Here is a 14,754-nt window from a genome sequence, read left to right as displayed (position 1 = left end):
TAATTGAGCTAGACGCTATGGACTAGTATAACCTCCACCAGATTCCTTTGGAATACTGTTGTCGAAAGGCTCTGGCCACAGCTCTTTGTCACATTGTTAATAAGTTTGTTAGCGCATGACATCTGTTCGTGACGCTTGATTGATCACAAGGTTACATAGGCAAAGAGTAAGTGGAGCATAGCGTAAATTTTATCTGTCAGGAGTGGTCCTTATGTTGTACGTTGGAATAGATATTGCCAAGCACAAACATGACTTAGCGATCATTGATACTGAAGGAACGGTTTTTATCCGTCATCTTCAGATTGAAAATAATCGTGAAGGCTTTACGAAGCTTCAAAATGACGCTTGCCAATTTGCAGAAAACAACCGGCGAAGAGATTCAAATCGCCTTAGAAGATACCGGTCATTATTGCTTTAATATCTTACGCTTCCTTCGGACGCAAGGGTACCCAACTTATAGCTATAATCCATACTTAATTAAAGAATTTGCCAAAAATCAAAGCTTACGAAAAACCAAAACCGATAAAAAGACGCCATGACGATCGCTCGTAAATTACGAGCAGATCTTTTTTGATAAACAATCATTTAGTGCGAACCCCTCAATGATTGAGCTGAAATATTTAACCAGACACACAGCTAGATTAAGAGAGGACTGTACTCGAAAAAAAGTGAACTACACACGCATTTTAGATATTCTCTTTCCAGAATTAGCACCTTCTTTGGGTTCTTCTTCCGCGAAGTACCAATCCTATGTGTACGCAATCTTAAAAGAATACCCCTCTGCTAGAAAATTAGGAAATGCACACTTAACGAAGTTGACCAATCTCATTTCAACGCACTCAAAAGGTCACTTTGGAAAAGAACAGGCCGTTAAGCTCAAAGCACTCGCGCAAACCTCTATTGGTCAAGAGTCGCCAGCGTTAGAATTTGAACTCCTTCAAACTATTGATGCCATTCAGTACCTTACAACTATGAGAGACAAAGCCGAGAAGGAAGTTGCTCGATTAATGAGTGAAATCGATTCACCTATTTTAACAATTCCTGGCATTGGTTTTAAATTAGGAGTGTCATTCTCGCCGAAATTCGAGATATTAATAATTTCCGATCGCCGAATCAATTGCTTGCCTATGCAGGCGCAGAACCTTCCATCTCTACGTCTGGAATGAATCAGACTGAAACTGGTCGAATGGTCAAACGAGGTTCCTCTCAGCTTCGCTGGGCATTGCATGAAGCCGCCAGACTCATGTCTATTTGGTCTCCGTCTATGCGTGTCTATTTCCAGAAAAAACTAGCAGAAGGAAAACACTACAATGTCGCAATCAGTCATGTTGTTCGAAAACTGGTACGAATCATTTATCAACTACTGAAAGATAATAAGCCTTATGAGGAGCAGAAAATGATTGTTAACTGATTCTAAAATCCCCTTTGCCTAAGGGTTCTTTGTCATGCCTTCAAATAATGTCAAAACTACGTTATTCAAACTTTTCATTTTGTGCTTGACTTAATATAGTTTGTCTTTCGATATACTAATAGTGGCTACCAACCGCATATCAGATCGAAAGGAGTTTTTTTATGTCTAACGACGATAAAAGTTTAGCACATACCAGATGGAATTGTAAGGTTCACATAGTCTTCACCCCGAAGTATCGACGAAAAGTGATTTATGGAAAGTTAAGAGTAAGTATTGGTCAGATAGTAAGAAAATTGTGTGAGATGAAAGATGTTGAAATCATTGAAGCGCATGCCATGCCTGACCATATTCAACTGTTAGTAAGAATACCACCAAAGATTAGTATTTCTAGTTTTATGGGCTACTTAAAAGGACGAAGTGCAACCTTAATCCATGAAAAACATGCGAATTTGAAATATAAGTATGGGAATAAAAGCTTTTGGTCCAAAGGATACTACGTGAGTACGGTTGGATTAAATCAAAAAACAATTGAAAAATATATTCGAGAACAAGAAGCAGATGATCGAATAAGAGATAGTATAAGTAAACAAGAGTACGTAGATCCATTTAAATAGTTAAAGGGAGATAGGGCTGTGAGCGGTTTGTGGTCATTTAAAAAGCCCCTTTTAAGGGGCTAGCGAGTGGTGAGCCTTTTCTAGGGCTTTTTACTTTTCGAGAGTATAATTAGTTAATGTATGTCATATATCATTACTTTTTTACAATAAATCGAGTTAATTTAAATGAAATCGACACTTTTTACATTATACATTTTTTAATTATATGCCTTATGTTCATGAAAAATCTATTACCAACAACGATTTGAATCAATATTAGCAATCTGTGTAAGGGATATGTTTGATAGGTACTTGTGATAAAAAGCCATTTACAGATAGATATAAATTATTAATATTAAAACTTTTACCATTTATATAAAAATATTTTAGATGGAAAATTATGTTATAAAATTGTGTTCTTCTAATTTTTGTAGACACATAATGCAGTTGCTCCTACTGCACCATTAGTTTTTTTATAGTCTTTTTTAATCACTTCTTCTTGGTTTTGAAAGGTTAATAGTTTAGGTTTAATATTTAGTAGTTGTAATAAGGTATTAGTGATATTTTTATTATCAAAAATTTTTCCGTGCAGGAATAATTTAGTAGAATCAAGAATCATATTTAAAATTATTTAGCGTTAAAGCAATATAATTAAGAGCCGTATTTATTAACTTGGAAATAGCAGAATCACCTAATTCATATGCATATAAAATTGTTTCAATAGATATATCACGCTCGTTATCGACTAATTGATGTAAAAAAGTAGAAGAAGAATGTTTATAAATTAATTTTGAATGTTTTAATAACCAGGTTTCACTAGTATATGTTTGTAAGCAACCTCTTTTTCCGCATTCGCAAAAATGTCCATCAAGATTAACTACTGTGTGTCCTATTTCACCAATCAAAAAATTATCTTTGCTAAAAATATCTCCTTTGTAAAAATAAGAACAATGTATACCACGCCCAATATGAAAATAAAATTATCATTTGTCCGTTTATAGAAGAAATGTTCCGCAAGGGCCATACAATTTACATTATTTTCAAAATAAACTGGGATTTTTATCGTATCCACAATTTTTTTGAGATCGAAATTTTTCCATGTACAGTTATTAGTCAGGATTCTTGTCGAATTATTATAATGGCCGGGTAGAGCAATACCGACTGCAGACACAGATACATTTAATGAATTGTAAAAAGATAAAAGATTATTTATAAAACTATCATGTGTAATAGAAGGATCTGACGCATCTATTGTATACACTTTTTTATTATAAATTTCTCCTGTATTGTCAGTTGAGACGAAAGAGTAGAATGACTCAGATATTTCAGCCCCTATAAAGAAACTGTGCTTTGGGGAAATATCTAATAAAATTTTTCTTCTGCCAGCTTTATTATTATAGTATTCTCCTAATTCGTATAAGATATTTTTATCTATCATTATTCCTGTTAGTAAGCTAATCGTTGCAGGAGTAATACCGGTTTTTTTGAAATATCTATTCTAGATATTGGTCCTTCAGGATAAATAACATTTAATATTTGGGAACATAGCTCTTTCTGTTTTTTTGTAATTTCTATTTTGAACACCTCCTATATTTTATTTAGAATTATAGCATATTAGAATATAAGAATGTATCGGGTTAAGATTTACTATTACAATTTTTGGGGTAGGGAAATTAGAAAAAAATTAATTTTAACGGTATTGACAATATTTGCCTCAAGAAATTAAAATGATTTTAGTAATAATATATTATTATAAATATCGTGGAAAGGTTTTAATAGTTATAAAATGAAATATAAATGCAAATTGCGAGGAGGTTTTATTACATAAATAAAAGATTAAATGTGTTAGGAGTGATGTAAGATTTTGATATAATTGAGAATAAGGCTTCCTTTTTATAAGAAAATCTTTGTTTGGTTGATGTTATAAGGTAAGTTGATTAGAAAATTTTAGATTTGTATAATTTTGTCTCATAGATATTATATTTTTTGGCTGTAGAAATTTTAATTTGAATGGAGAGAGATGTTTGACAAAAAGATTAATAAGCGCAAATTCTTCAGAAATTTTAAAAATGGATGCTCAAGAATTAAAGCAAAGTATTAAGGCTAGTGAAGGAAGAGTTGTATTATCCGAAAATGTTGCACCGAGAGAAAGTTTTATAGGTGATATTACCAATGCTGAAATTGCGCGTGCATTTGGTGCAGATTTAATTTTATTAAATGGTTTAGACGTACTACATCCAAAAATTTTTGGATTAGATAGTAAAGAAAATAATATTATTGAAGAGTTGCATTCTTTAATCGGATGTCCGATAGGTGTAAATTTAGAACCTGTTGATCTAAAATGCTGAGATACAAGAAGAACGTTTGGAATTAGAAATTGGGAGACAAGCAAATATACAAACTTTTAAACGTGCAGAAGATTTAGGGTTTGATTTTATTTGTTTAACAGGTAATCCTGGAACTGGTGTATCAAACAAACAGATTCTTAAAGCTATTGAAGAAGCGAGGGAAACGTTCTCTGGGTTGATTATTGCGGGTAAGATGCATGGGGCTGGATTAGATGAAACAATTATAGATGTGGAGATTACACAAAAGTTATTAAATGCTGGTGCAGATATTATCTTAGTACCGGCTGTCGGAACAGTTCCAGGATTTAAAGAAAAAGATTTAGTTGAAATTGTAAAAGAAGTTCATAAGAATGGTGGCTTAGTCCTCTCAGCTATTGGTACAAGTCAAGAAAGCTCTGATGTGTCAACAATTAGAGATATTGCAATTCGTAATAAGATTTGTGGTGTTGATATTCAGCACATTGGTGATGCAGGATATGGTGGTTTAGCACCAGTAGAAAATATTTATGAACTAAGTAAAGCAATTAGAGGAACCAGACATACAGTGTCTGTTATCGCAAGATCAATTAATAGATAGGAGAATAATGATGTCGAAAAAGATTATGTTAGCATGTGCGGCTGGAATGAGTACTAGTTTGTTAGTAACAAAAATGCAAAAAGTCGCAGAGGCAAAGAATTTAGATGTAGAAATTTTTGCAGTTCCAGTGGCAGAAGCTGATCTATATGTAGAAGATAAAAATGTTGATGTTGTATTGTTAGGACCCCAAGTAAGATATATGCTTCAACAATTTGAACAAAATTTGAAACCTAAAGGTATTCCAGTTGCAGTCATTCCAATGACAGATTATGGAATGATGAATGGATCAAAAGTAATTGATTTAGCGGAAGGATTAATGAAATAGATGGAAAATATGGATGAGAAAACAATGCAAGCAGTAATGGGATTAATTATGTATGGAGGTGATGCAAAAAATAATGCAATGGAGGCAATTCAAGCAAAGAAAAACGATTTGATTTTGAAGAGGCAGAAAAAAAGCTAAAATCTGCTCAAGAATCTTTGGTTTGTGCACATAATTCCCAAACAGAAATGTTAACAGCGGAAGCACAAGGAAAAGAAAATACTATTACTTTGTTAATGGTGCATAGTCAAGATCATTTAATGACAAGCATTACATTTACTGATTTAGCTAAAGAAATTGTTGATTTATATAAATCCTTAGCATCTGAATAAAATGAACTAATTATCATTAGTTTATAAACTTTGAAGATATTTTTATTTATAGAGGGAGAAGGCGAATGAATAAATTTGAAGAAGTAGTTCAAACAAAATTGGTTCCTATTGCTGGTCGTTTTGGAAGTAATAAGTTTTTGATAGCTATTCGGGATGGTATTACTTATTCAATGCCGTTAATTCTAATTGGCTCATTTTTGATGGTGATTGCAAGTTTTCCAGTTCCAGGTTGGGAAACTTGGCTCGGGGAAGTGGGCATTTCAACGTATCTTTTGGAAAGGGGTCGATTCTAGTTTTAATTTGATCGCTTTAATTGTCGCTTTTGCCATTCCTTATAGTCTTGTCAAACAGTATAAAGAAGATGGAATTTCAGCTGGTGTCATTAATATATCAGCGTTTTTAATGGTTACTCCGTTTACAATTCCTTTTTTAGATGAATCGGGTAAAACGTTAGGTTCTGTTGGGGGAATCGCACCATCATATTTATCATCTGGCGGATTATTTGTAGCCATTGTTTTAGGATTGCTTAATGGTTATGCGTATCAGTGGTTTATGAAAAAAGATATTCGTATAAAAATGCCTGAAGGAGTTCCTCCAGCGGTGTCAAAAAAAGTTTTAGTGCTATTATTCCTGGAACAGTAATTCTAGTTTTTTGGCTTATTATTTATGGACTGTTAGATAGTCTGAAACTACCTAATGTACATGACATAGTAAAAACAGTTTTAGGTGTTCCATTTAGTATGTTGGGAAGTACGTTGTTTGGTAATTTTATTGTAGTTTTATTAAATGGTTTATTGTGGTTCTGTGGTGTTCACGGAGGAAATGTTTTAAATAATCCGATTATGAAGCCTATTTGGTTAGCTAATTTAACAGAAAATGCGACAGCTCATAAAGCTGGACAAGAACTTCCTCATGTTTTCACATCTGTATTTATGGATAATTTTGTTTTTATTGGTGGCTCGGGTGCGACAATTGGGTTAGTTATTGCGTTAGCGTGGTTAGCAAAACGTCGTAAAGCCAGTCAACAGGCCAAGGTTCTTTCTCCTTTTAACATTATTACCTGGTCTTTTTAATATTAACGAACCTACAATGTTCGGGGTTCCTGTCGTTTTGAATGTTTTAACAGTTATTCCGTTTGTTTTAGCTCCAGCAGTAAATCTCATTGTTGCTTATTTTGCGTTCAGCTCAGGCATAGTCCCTGGAACATATACAGATCCTGGTTGGACAATGCCACCAGTTATTTCAGGTTTTTTTAGCAACTGGTAGCTGGCAAGCTTCTGTTTTACAAGTCATTTTGATTGTATTAGATATTCTGCTCTATTTACCGTTTATCTTTAATGTTGAAAGAAGATGGAAAGCTAGTGAACAATATAAAGATAATATATAATTAACATTTTATAGCGTTGCTAATTCATACCAGAATAATCGCTATTATAATTATTCTGGTATGAATATAAGTGATTTCACAAATATTTTGGCGGTTTAAACTCTATAGTGCATTTTTATAAATGAGAGCGTTTTATTAATACATTGAGGTGGATTAAACTCTTCTAAAGTGTTGTAGAGTTTTATAATATCTAATTTTATTTAATATAGGAGTGAAATAATGGTGTCTAAAAGAAATGTATTATTGCGGAAACAAAAATACGCTTATAAAGTTCAAAAATACTCTATCAAAAAATTAAGTGTTGGAGTTGCATCAGTTTTAGTAGGAACAGCTCTGTATCTAGGTAATTCTGTATCCGTGCAGGAGTTACTGATACAGAGGTAAATAGTAATATCTTCGCATTAATAGAAGAGTCATCAACAGTTAGCGAAGGAGCACCAGTAGAGAATGGGTCAGCGGCATCAAGTGAAGTTGCCCCTACAGAAGTTGCAGAGCCATCAGCAGTAAGCGAAGGATCAACAGTAGAGAATGGTGTAGAAGAATCAAATGGAGTTGCATATACGGAAGTTACAGAGCCATCAACAGTAAGTGAAGAAGCAACAGTGGAGAATGGTTCAGAAGCATCAAGCGGGGTTGCACCTACAGAAGTTGAAGAGTCATCAACAGTAAGTGATGGTACAACAGTAGAGAATAGGGCAGAAACATCAAACGAAGTTGCATCTACAGAAGTCGAAGAGCCATCAACAGTAAGTGAAGAAATAACAGTAGAAAAGATGAATAGTGAATTGAATCGTGCGGCAGATGGTGATTTTTGAAGGAAGCATTGTTTCTAATAAATCAAAATGGACGATGAAGCCTTGGGGAGTTTCTACTATTGTAACTGAGGGAAATAATACGTTTGGGAAAATTAATGGTGAAACAAAAGATGAATATATTTTGCAGAAAATACCAACAACACCAGGGAAAAAATATTTAGTTACAGCTGATTTGAAAGTAGTTGCTCGAAATGCTACACCTACGGGAGTCTATTTTACTGCAAAGGAATTCACAGAAAATAGACAACAAGGAAAAGTATATAACCAACTATATTTAGATGAAACGTTAAAAGATTGGACGAAGCAAACATTTGAATTTACTGCAGAAGGAGCAGAAACACTTGTTGGTATTGTTAAGTGGAATCCCGATGATTCGACTATTAATACCGAAAAAACGAAATCAGTATTGACAATTTAGTTGTTGTAGAGAAATCAGAAAGTAATTATGAAATTATTTGGCAAGAAGATTTTGATAAGTCAGAGTTAGATAAAGATACTTGGAGTTACATGGTTGGGACTTTAGCGAGAAGTGAGCAACAAAATTATACTACCAGTAAGAAGAATGTATATACAGAAAATGGTAGTTTGTTTTTAAAGTTACTGATCGTGGAAGTGAAGAAATTAATCCTAGAAGGGAAAATGGGCGTCCTATTAAATATGATTCTGGTTATGTTAATACATCTGGAAAAAGGATTTCTTGTATGGTCGTATTGAAATGAGAGCTAAGCTACCTAAAGGTAAAGGTGCATTTCCTGCATTTTGGTTAATGGGGACATCATATGGTTGGCCTGGTGGTGGTGAAATAGATATTATGGAATTAATTGGTGCTCCAACTACAGAAAGAGCGGTTAATGGAGAAACTGATCCAACAGATAATGGAAGACAAAGTAATCAAATTGTTTACGGAACTCCTCATTTTTACTATATAAATGGTGATGTAGATAAAGATGGTAGTTATGATCCATACGAGTTGGGTGGTAATGCTAAGATAGAGGAAGATTTTTGGAATGAATGGCATATTTTTGGTGTGGATTGGTCTCCAGAAAGAATTGATTGGTATCTTGATGGAGTCATTTATAATTCTATGAATCTTGTCGGTGATGAAAGGTTAGAAAGCGGTTGCTAGAAGTATCAATCGACCACAAATTCTAAAATTAAATTTAGCAACAGGTGGGGATTGGGCTGGAGATGCAGGTGATTATTTAGCTGAGGACAATACTACTATGATTGTTGATTGGATTCGTTGGTCCCAAAATGAAGAGCAAAAAGAAGGTGCAGAAGAGTGGTATGCTGATGCTCCAAAACTAATCGGTGTATCAGATATAGTAATTAAAGAAGGAACAAATTATGATGTGTTGTCTAATATATCAGTAGATAGAGTTGACTATATTGTTAATGCTAGTATTGATGATGAATACATGTACACGGACACTGGGGGAACTTAAATTAGTTAACACAATTAATATAAATGATATTTCTAAATTGAAACCAGGCATTTACAATGTTCACTATAGCGTTGTTCCTAAAGATAAATCATTAAATAATGATGGATTAGCTACAGGAGATATTTATAAAACGCTTTTGAAGACGGTATCATTAATTGTTCTTCCCGAATCGGGTCTTTCAGGTTCGACAGGAGCTAAGTTAGCTACAATTAAGCTTCCTGAAGGTTGGACTTGGGAGGATGATCAGCAACTGATAGGATCGCAAGAATATTATAAGGTGAAATTCAGGACAAATGAAGGTTCTCGTGCAGTCATAGTTGATATTCCTGATACAATGATTGACAAAAAGAACCCTATTGATGGACATTTAAATAGAGAATTGAAAAATAAATCTGAAAATAGTGTTGGGAAGAGATTCGAATAGCATTACATCAGAGAAGGTTAGTATGGAAAAATTTGATTCTGTAATTGAGCAAGTTTCTCTTAAATCTAATGAAGGCACAAATATTTTAATTGACCATTCTAATAATAGAAAAGCAATTGAGGATACTAAAAAATTTACAAATAAGGACTTTTCAAACAATAAAGAGCTTCCTCAAACAGGAGAGAAAAATATCTATTTTTCAAGTTTAATAGGATTCTTTTTCGTGACTCTTAGTGGCATTGGATTAAAAAAAGAAAAAATTCTTGACAGAGATAAAAATTATAAGTTCTAAATATTTTAATGGAAAATCTAATAATGGTATTTGGTAATTGTCGTTTTAAATATTCTTTAATGAATGTACATTGAGAAAAATACTCTCAAATCTATAATAGAAATTGGTTAGAAATAAAGAATATATCCCAACATAGGTGATTGTTTACTTATTATGTTGGAATTTGCAGAGTATTATTTAGTGTGATAAAATTGCGCTGATAATATATTAATAATGGAAAGGATTGATTTTTTTAATATCGTTTATTTAGAAGAGGGGAATGAAGATTGAATGGTGATTATTAAAATTTTGAGAGTCTATAAGGGGAATAAATGTTGAAAAAAAATAAAATTATTATTAATAGTATTGTTTTTAAAGATCGTCTAAGCAAAGGTGTAACTCAAACTGAGTTATTGGATCATGTTTATGATTTGGGCTTTGAGCGATTTGAAGTACGACGAGAATTTTTAAGGGATAGCAATGTAGAATTGGTTTCTTTAAAAAACAGAGCAGAACAGTTAGGAATGGAACTTTTTTACAGTGCTAATGTAGATTTACTGGTAGAATCTAAGCTTAATCCTCTCTTAGAAACCTTATTAATAGAAACAAGACTAATTGGAGCATCATTTTTAAAATTAAATATCGGAGATGCTACGAGGATTACTCAGGAAACTTTATTACCATTAGATAAAATTTTGCCAGAAGATATTTGTTTATTCGTAGAAAATAATCAAGATCCGTTTCATGCTTCGATAACTAACTGTTATCAATTTATGAGTATTGTTAGTCAGACAGATTTTCCCATTAATTTTGTTTTTGATACTGCCAATTGGGCGTTTATTGGAGAATCGTTGATACAAGCACTAAACAAAATGAGTTCGTTTACTAAATATGTTCACTGTAAAAATTATCATAATGTTAATGGAATTTTGAAAAATAGTGTTAGTTTATTTGATGGTGAAATTAATATCGAGAAGCTTTTAAAGTCTTTTTCTAAGAATAGTTATGTTGCATTAGAATATGCTACTAGTAAAGAGCAGCTGATTTTAGATTCAGAGAAATTACAAAGAATATTTGATGAAAAAGTGTACTGAGAATTGATTAAAAATATTAGTTGTAATATTTTGATAAGTGCTTAATATGACAGCAATTAATATTTTTGCCAAAACTGAATAACAGGCTGTATAAAATTGGCTCTTTGTCAATAAGGACTGATGAGTTGTGCAAAATCAAATCTGGGTCAGAATGAACCACATTCTGGCTCAGATTTTTTGTTATCTTACTTTAATTAATTGATTGATCAAAAAGATTCTAATTCTCATGTTCTCGAATGATTTAAATCCGTAGAATACTCGTTTCATTGTCTTTATGTGGGTATTCTTCGCTTCTATTTTTCCATTGGAATAAGGATCGATCATTGCGTTGGTGATGCCTTCTTCATGGGTCAGAAGGTTTTGAAGCTTCTCCCGAAAGCTGTCATCTAACGTTTCGGGAAGTTCTGCCAATAAGGAGAAAAATAAGTCAGGGTCTTTGTCTCGAAAGGCTTCAACTAATTCATGAAAAAAGGGATACGCCTTCTTTAGGGGCGGAGAAAACTCAAGCAATCGATCAATCATCATTGCTTCAGTAAGAAAATGGGTATTTTGGTGCTCGGAAACTTTTTCCATGTTTTGTATTCATAATGGTTGATGTTTGCACGATTTTTTAGCAAAAAGCGCTAGTTCTTTTTCAGTTTTTCTGCCTGGCTTTTCTGTCCGGCTTTACGAAGTTCATTCATTTCACGGATACGTAACTCATTGAACGCTTGATTCATGTGTTTGACAATATGAAACCGATCAATCACTACTTTCGCATTTGGCAGAACACGTTTGGTGAGCTGGAAGTAGGCGGCGTTCATGTCTGTCACCAAGAATTCTACTTCTTCCGGATTGGTACAACCTAAGAAATAGCTTGTTAATCGGAATTCGCGTGAGGCAAAACATCTATTAATTTTCCTGTTTCGCCATCTGCGCAAATAAAGCTCATTTTATCTTCTATGGAAGCATGCGAACGAAATTCATCAACCATCACTACTCTTGGGAGAATCTTCTTAGATTGTTTTGGTAAATAGCTTTTAAACTCTTTCAATGTACGAATAACCGGTGGTCAAAGATACCTGACAGCTTTTCGCAATAAAAGATAAAGATACTTTTTCAGTCAGTAAAGAAGCAATTTTATATCTCACATGATCTGCAATTGAATGTCTGGGTTGGACAAAATAACTTTGAGTCGTCCAATGGGTTCGGCAGTTTTTACAGGTATAGTATTTGCTTTTTTAGGCGCATAACCAAAGGCATATGATTGTATTGTTCAAAACGGACAATCGTTTCCTTCTTCCCATTTTTCACTATAATTGCTTTCCCGTTTCTATCTACCACAGTAGAACCACAACTTCTACAAGCACGCGGAGCAGGCGAGAGAACAGCATCGACGACCAACGTCTTTTTCTTCTGAAGGGTCTCGTAAGAGACCTCTGTAATCATCAAATCTTTCTCTATTATTCTCAGCATTTTTTTGACAGAATCATTCATGTAGTATATCGTCCTCTCAGTTGTTTATTTTGTGGTGATTTAATCATACTAGGGAACGATATGTTTTTTTATATCTAAAATGAAAATGCGATTGAAGAAACAATTCTGATCCATCAATCCCATAAATTATAGAGCCGAAAATGCGTGTCTTTTTCTTCCTTAGAACATCTCGCTATATATTAGCTCTTGAAAACAAATTACTAGGCAGCATAATATATAAAAAGAAATTTTTTTTATTATATATAAAAAATGGGTATTTCTTTTTTTGCGAATAGGTGTATACTATTAATGTAAGCGGAACCAATTCTGTCATACAGGAATAACGACTAATCTGATTAGGTTAGGAAAATGTTAAGTATGACAAAATAGATAGGGCTTAATTTAATTGTAGAGGAGTGGGGGAATAAACATTTTTTCTATCTTGAATGATTCTATTTAAAGTGTGCAAAGAATGAAAGTTTATTTTTCTAAGTATAATATACCAACACGGTTTTTTTAATTATTGTTATTTGACAGTTGCACTAGATTAATTAGAATCATACAAAGATGAGGTGGTTTTGGTAGTAAATAGGTAGTATCGTTTAGAATAATTTTAAGTATTTTGTATTTGATGATTTATGTTGCAATTAAGTAAAAAAATGTAAAGAAAAAAGTAGAAGGAGAGAAGTTATGCCCGAAGTAAGTAAAGAAGTTTTTATGTCAAAAATTAAAGATGGCATAATCATTTCATGTCAGGCCCTACCAGGAGAACCGCTTTATTCAGAAAAAGGTGGTGTTATGCCACTTTTGGCAATGGCAGCAGATCAAGCCGGAGCTGTTGGTATTCGTGCTAATTCTATACGCGATATCAAGGAAATCCAAGACGTAACACATCTCCCAATTATTGGTATTATTAAACAAGACTATCCACCAGAGGAACCTTTTATCACTCCGACAATGAAAGAAGTAGATGAATTGGCAGAATTGGGTATTGATGTGATTGCGATGGATTGCACTAAACGAAAACGTCATGATGGCTTGACGGCCCCTGAGTTTATAAAACAAGTTAAAAAAAAATATCCGAACCAGCTTTTAATGGCGGATATCAGTACTTTTGAAGAGGGGATTATTGCTTTTGAAGCAGGTGCTGATTTTGTCGGTACAACATTGTCTGGATATACTTCATATAGTTGTAAGAAGGAAGATCCAGATATAGATTTAATCATAAAGCTTTGTGAATCCGGTGTTGATGTTATCGCAGAAGGTAGAATTCATACGCCAGAACAAGCTAAACATATAATGAATCTTGGTGTAGCAGGAATGGTTATTGGGGGAGCAATTACTCGTCCAAAGGAAATTGCTAAAAGGTTCATCTCTAAAATTAAAGAAAATGATATTTAAGGTGGTGAGATAAGATGAATGCAAAAAAAATATCAGGGTATTTATTTATTGCTCCTCAAATGATTCTAATGTTAGTGTTTATTATCTATCCAGTTATTAAGGGTTTTAAAATGAGTTTTTATGAAGTTTATGGTATGGATTCCGTCTATGTGGGATTTGAAAACTTTAAAACTTTGTTTGGTGATCCAACGTTTCTGAGATCTATCTTAAATACAATTATTTTTGTAATAGCGATTGTTGTTTTAACTATTATATTTGCTTTGTTTGTTGCTACAACGATTTATGATAAAAATTCTAAATATGTTTCGCTGATAAGGGGAAGCTATTACTTACCGGTTATGGTATCAATGGTGGTAATGAGTATTATTTGGAATTTTTTGCTTAATCCTTCTAATGGATTAATAAGTTATTTATTTGAAAAAGGAGGTATTCAAAATATTAATTTATTAGGCGACGCAAAAACAGTAATGCCTGTGATTATCTTTGTAACTTTTGTTGGTAACGTAGGACAAGCGATTATTCTGTATTTGGCAACAATGATAGGGATTCCTCAGGATTATTTTGAAGCAGCTCAGATAGATGGTGCTACCAGATGGCAAGGTATTCGTAAGATTATTATTCCTTTAACAAAACCAACAACAACATATTTAACTGTCATTAATATTATTGCAACATTGAAAATTTTTGTGGTAATTCAGTTATTAACAGGCGGCGGACCGAACAATGCTTCTGTGACAATGATGTATTATTTATATCAAAATGCTTTTGTATATAATAAAACAGGTATTGCATCTGCTATAGGAGTACTTATGTTTGTCATTGCATTACTATTAAGTGTTCCACAAATAAAATCATTTTTAAAAACTAATTAGGGAGATT

Annotated in this window: 19 protein-coding genes and 4 pseudogenes; 19 read left to right on the top strand and 4 right to left on the bottom strand. The window is 33.2% G+C overall.

Translation table 11 applies throughout. The annotated features are described in order from the left end of the window. Window positions 1-211 precede the first annotated feature (211 nt). The 5 genes from IGI96_RS17725 to tnpA all read left to right on the top strand — a co-directional run bounded on the left by IGI96_RS17725 (window position 212) and on the right by tnpA (window position 2,025). Window positions 212-418 (top strand): IS110 family transposase, encoded by a 207-nt coding sequence (locus tag IGI96_RS17725; RefSeq protein WP_438785425.1) that lies wholly within the window; start codon window positions 212-214, stop codon window positions 416-418. After that, window positions 339-539, top strand: coding sequence for an IS110 family transposase (locus IGI96_RS17720; protein WP_438785465.1), 201 nt, complete (start codon window positions 339-341; stop codon window positions 537-539). Before IGI96_RS17725 ends, IGI96_RS17720 begins: the two co-directional genes overlap by 80 nt. A gap of 63 nt (window positions 540-602) precedes the next feature. Continuing rightward, complete coding sequence (locus tag IGI96_RS17715) at window positions 603-1,166, top strand: hypothetical protein (protein WP_438785424.1); 564 nt, start codon at window positions 603-605, stop codon at window positions 1,164-1,166. Further along, the gene (locus IGI96_RS17710) at window positions 1,118-1,411 is read left to right on the top strand and encodes a transposase (protein ID WP_438785423.1); all 294 of its coding nucleotides are present in this window, start codon (window positions 1,118-1,120) and stop codon (window positions 1,409-1,411) included. Before IGI96_RS17715 ends, IGI96_RS17710 begins: the two co-directional genes overlap by 49 nt. A gap of 161 nt (window positions 1,412-1,572) precedes the next feature. Then, window positions 1,573-2,025 (top strand): IS200/IS605 family transposase, encoded by a 453-nt coding sequence (gene tnpA, locus IGI96_RS17705; protein ID WP_438785422.1) that lies wholly within the window; start codon window positions 1,573-1,575, stop codon window positions 2,023-2,025. Between the two features lie 587 nt (window positions 2,026-2,612). On the opposite strand, the pseudogene IGI96_RS17700 reads toward tnpA, so the two are convergent. After that, window positions 2,613-3,442: pseudogene (locus IGI96_RS17700) on the bottom strand (ROK family protein). A gap of 586 nt (window positions 3,443-4,028) precedes the next feature. Between IGI96_RS17700 and IGI96_RS17695 the strand changes: the two are divergent. The 12 genes and pseudogenes from IGI96_RS17695 to IGI96_RS17640 all read left to right on the top strand — a co-directional run bounded on the left by IGI96_RS17695 (window position 4,029) and on the right by IGI96_RS17640 (window position 11,019). Continuing rightward, a pseudogene (locus tag IGI96_RS17695) lies at window positions 4,029-4,929 on the top strand (DUF7916 family protein). A gap of 7 nt (window positions 4,930-4,936) precedes the next feature. Continuing rightward, window positions 4,937-5,254: a PTS sugar transporter subunit IIB gene (locus IGI96_RS17690; protein WP_438785421.1), complete on the top strand. Its 318-nt coding sequence runs from the start codon at window positions 4,937-4,939 to the stop codon at window positions 5,252-5,254. A 9-nt stretch (window positions 5,255-5,263) separates the two neighbouring features. Then, window positions 5,264-5,583 (top strand): annotated as a pseudogene (locus tag IGI96_RS17685) (PTS lactose/cellobiose transporter subunit IIA). Between the two features lie 65 nt (window positions 5,584-5,648). Further along, window positions 5,649-6,970, top strand: a pseudogene (locus tag IGI96_RS17680) (PTS sugar transporter subunit IIC). A 219-nt stretch (window positions 6,971-7,189) separates the two neighbouring features. Next, entirely contained in the window at window positions 7,190-7,354 is a 165-nt protein-coding gene (locus IGI96_RS17675) for a YSIRK-type signal peptide-containing protein (protein ID WP_438785420.1), read from the top strand. Window positions 7,355-7,572: 218 nt separating this feature from the next. Beyond that, window positions 7,573-7,785: a hypothetical protein gene (locus IGI96_RS17670; RefSeq protein WP_438785419.1), complete on the top strand. Its 213-nt coding sequence runs from the start codon at window positions 7,573-7,575 to the stop codon at window positions 7,783-7,785. Beyond that, complete coding sequence (locus IGI96_RS17665) at window positions 7,772-8,203, top strand: hypothetical protein (protein ID WP_438785418.1); 432 nt, start codon at window positions 7,772-7,774, stop codon at window positions 8,201-8,203. Before IGI96_RS17670 ends, IGI96_RS17665 begins: the two co-directional genes overlap by 14 nt. A gap of 279 nt (window positions 8,204-8,482) precedes the next feature. After that, window positions 8,483-8,911 carry a glycoside hydrolase family 16 protein gene (locus tag IGI96_RS17660; protein WP_438785417.1) on the top strand — a complete coding sequence of 143 codons (429 nt, stop codon included), beginning with the start codon at window positions 8,483-8,485 and terminating at the stop codon, window positions 8,909-8,911. A gap of 97 nt (window positions 8,912-9,008) precedes the next feature. Next, window positions 9,009-9,230 (top strand): hypothetical protein, encoded by a 222-nt coding sequence (locus IGI96_RS17655; protein WP_438785416.1) that lies wholly within the window; start codon window positions 9,009-9,011, stop codon window positions 9,228-9,230. After that, window positions 9,175-9,654, top strand: a complete 480-nt coding sequence (locus tag IGI96_RS17650; RefSeq protein WP_438785415.1) for a hypothetical protein — start codon at window positions 9,175-9,177, stop codon at window positions 9,652-9,654. Before IGI96_RS17655 ends, IGI96_RS17650 begins: the two co-directional genes overlap by 56 nt. A gap of 22 nt (window positions 9,655-9,676) precedes the next feature. Further along, window positions 9,677-9,946: an LPXTG cell wall anchor domain-containing protein gene (locus IGI96_RS17645; RefSeq protein ID WP_438785414.1), complete on the top strand. Its 270-nt coding sequence runs from the start codon at window positions 9,677-9,679 to the stop codon at window positions 9,944-9,946. Between the two features lie 314 nt (window positions 9,947-10,260). Further along, window positions 10,261-11,019: a sugar phosphate isomerase/epimerase family protein gene (locus IGI96_RS17640; RefSeq protein WP_438785413.1), complete on the top strand. Its 759-nt coding sequence runs from the start codon at window positions 10,261-10,263 to the stop codon at window positions 11,017-11,019. Between the two features lie 180 nt (window positions 11,020-11,199). Here the strand turns inward: IGI96_RS17640 and IGI96_RS17635 are convergent, their stop codons facing one another. From IGI96_RS17635 to IGI96_RS17625, 3 genes are all read right to left on the bottom strand, one after another. Then, window positions 11,200-11,592, bottom strand: coding sequence for a transposase (locus tag IGI96_RS17635; RefSeq protein WP_438785412.1), 393 nt, complete (start codon window positions 11,590-11,592; stop codon window positions 11,200-11,202). A gap of 50 nt (window positions 11,593-11,642) precedes the next feature. Beyond that, the gene (locus IGI96_RS17630) at window positions 11,643-11,831 is read right to left on the bottom strand and encodes a transposase (protein ID WP_438785411.1); all 189 of its coding nucleotides are present in this window, start codon (window positions 11,829-11,831) and stop codon (window positions 11,643-11,645) included. A gap of 385 nt (window positions 11,832-12,216) precedes the next feature. Then, entirely contained in the window at window positions 12,217-12,495 is a 279-nt protein-coding gene (locus tag IGI96_RS17625; protein ID WP_438785410.1) for a hypothetical protein, read from the bottom strand. Between the two features lie 669 nt (window positions 12,496-13,164). Here IGI96_RS17625 and IGI96_RS17620 point away from each other — a divergent pair. Together IGI96_RS17620 and IGI96_RS17615 are read left to right on the top strand one after the other, a co-directional pair. Beyond that, a complete protein-coding gene (locus IGI96_RS17620; RefSeq protein WP_438785409.1) occupies window positions 13,165-13,875 on the top strand; it encodes an N-acetylmannosamine-6-phosphate 2-epimerase in 711 nt (236 codons plus the stop codon). A 14-nt stretch (window positions 13,876-13,889) separates the two neighbouring features. Beyond that, the gene (locus tag IGI96_RS17615; protein ID WP_438785408.1) at window positions 13,890-14,747 is read left to right on the top strand and encodes a carbohydrate ABC transporter permease; all 858 of its coding nucleotides are present in this window, start codon (window positions 13,890-13,892) and stop codon (window positions 14,745-14,747) included. Window positions 14,748-14,754: the final 7 nt, after the last annotated feature.

Source organism: Enterococcus sp. DIV0421 (assembly GCF_051713745.1).
Taxonomy (GTDB): Bacteria; Bacillota; Bacilli; order Lactobacillales; family Enterococcaceae; genus Enterococcus_D; species Enterococcus_D casseliflavus.
This window is presented reverse-complemented; position numbering and strand designations above follow the sequence as displayed.

Coding starts and splice junctions, on each gene's coding strand:
- IGI96_RS17635 (WP_438785412.1), bottom strand. CDS start 11,592: ATGGAAAAAGTTTCCGAGCACCAAAATACCCATTTTCTTACTGAAGCA.
- IGI96_RS17690 (WP_438785421.1), top strand. CDS start 4,937: ATGATGTCGAAAAAGATTATGTTAGCATGTGCGGCTGGAATGAGTACT.
- IGI96_RS17720 (WP_438785465.1), top strand. CDS start 339: ATGACGCTTGCCAATTTGCAGAAAACAACCGGCGAAGAGATTCAAATC.
- IGI96_RS17625 (WP_438785410.1), bottom strand. CDS start 12,495: ATGAATGATTCTGTCAAAAAAATGCTGAGAATAATAGAGAAAGATTTG.
- IGI96_RS17615 (WP_438785408.1), top strand. CDS start 13,890: ATGAATGCAAAAAAAATATCAGGGTATTTATTTATTGCTCCTCAAATG.
- IGI96_RS17715 (WP_438785424.1), top strand. CDS start 603: ATGATTGAGCTGAAATATTTAACCAGACACACAGCTAGATTAAGAGAG.
- IGI96_RS17665 (WP_438785418.1), top strand. CDS start 7,772: ATGGTGATTTTTGAAGGAAGCATTGTTTCTAATAAATCAAAATGGACG.
- IGI96_RS17645 (WP_438785414.1), top strand. CDS start 9,677: ATGGAAAAATTTGATTCTGTAATTGAGCAAGTTTCTCTTAAATCTAAT.
- IGI96_RS17620 (WP_438785409.1), top strand. CDS start 13,165: ATGCCCGAAGTAAGTAAAGAAGTTTTTATGTCAAAAATTAAAGATGGC.
- tnpA (WP_438785422.1), top strand. CDS start 1,573: ATGTCTAACGACGATAAAAGTTTAGCACATACCAGATGGAATTGTAAG.
- IGI96_RS17675 (WP_438785420.1), top strand. CDS start 7,190: ATGGTGTCTAAAAGAAATGTATTATTGCGGAAACAAAAATACGCTTAT.
- IGI96_RS17725 (WP_438785425.1), top strand. CDS start 212: ATGTTGTACGTTGGAATAGATATTGCCAAGCACAAACATGACTTAGCG.
- IGI96_RS17655 (WP_438785416.1), top strand. CDS start 9,009: ATGATTGTTGATTGGATTCGTTGGTCCCAAAATGAAGAGCAAAAAGAA.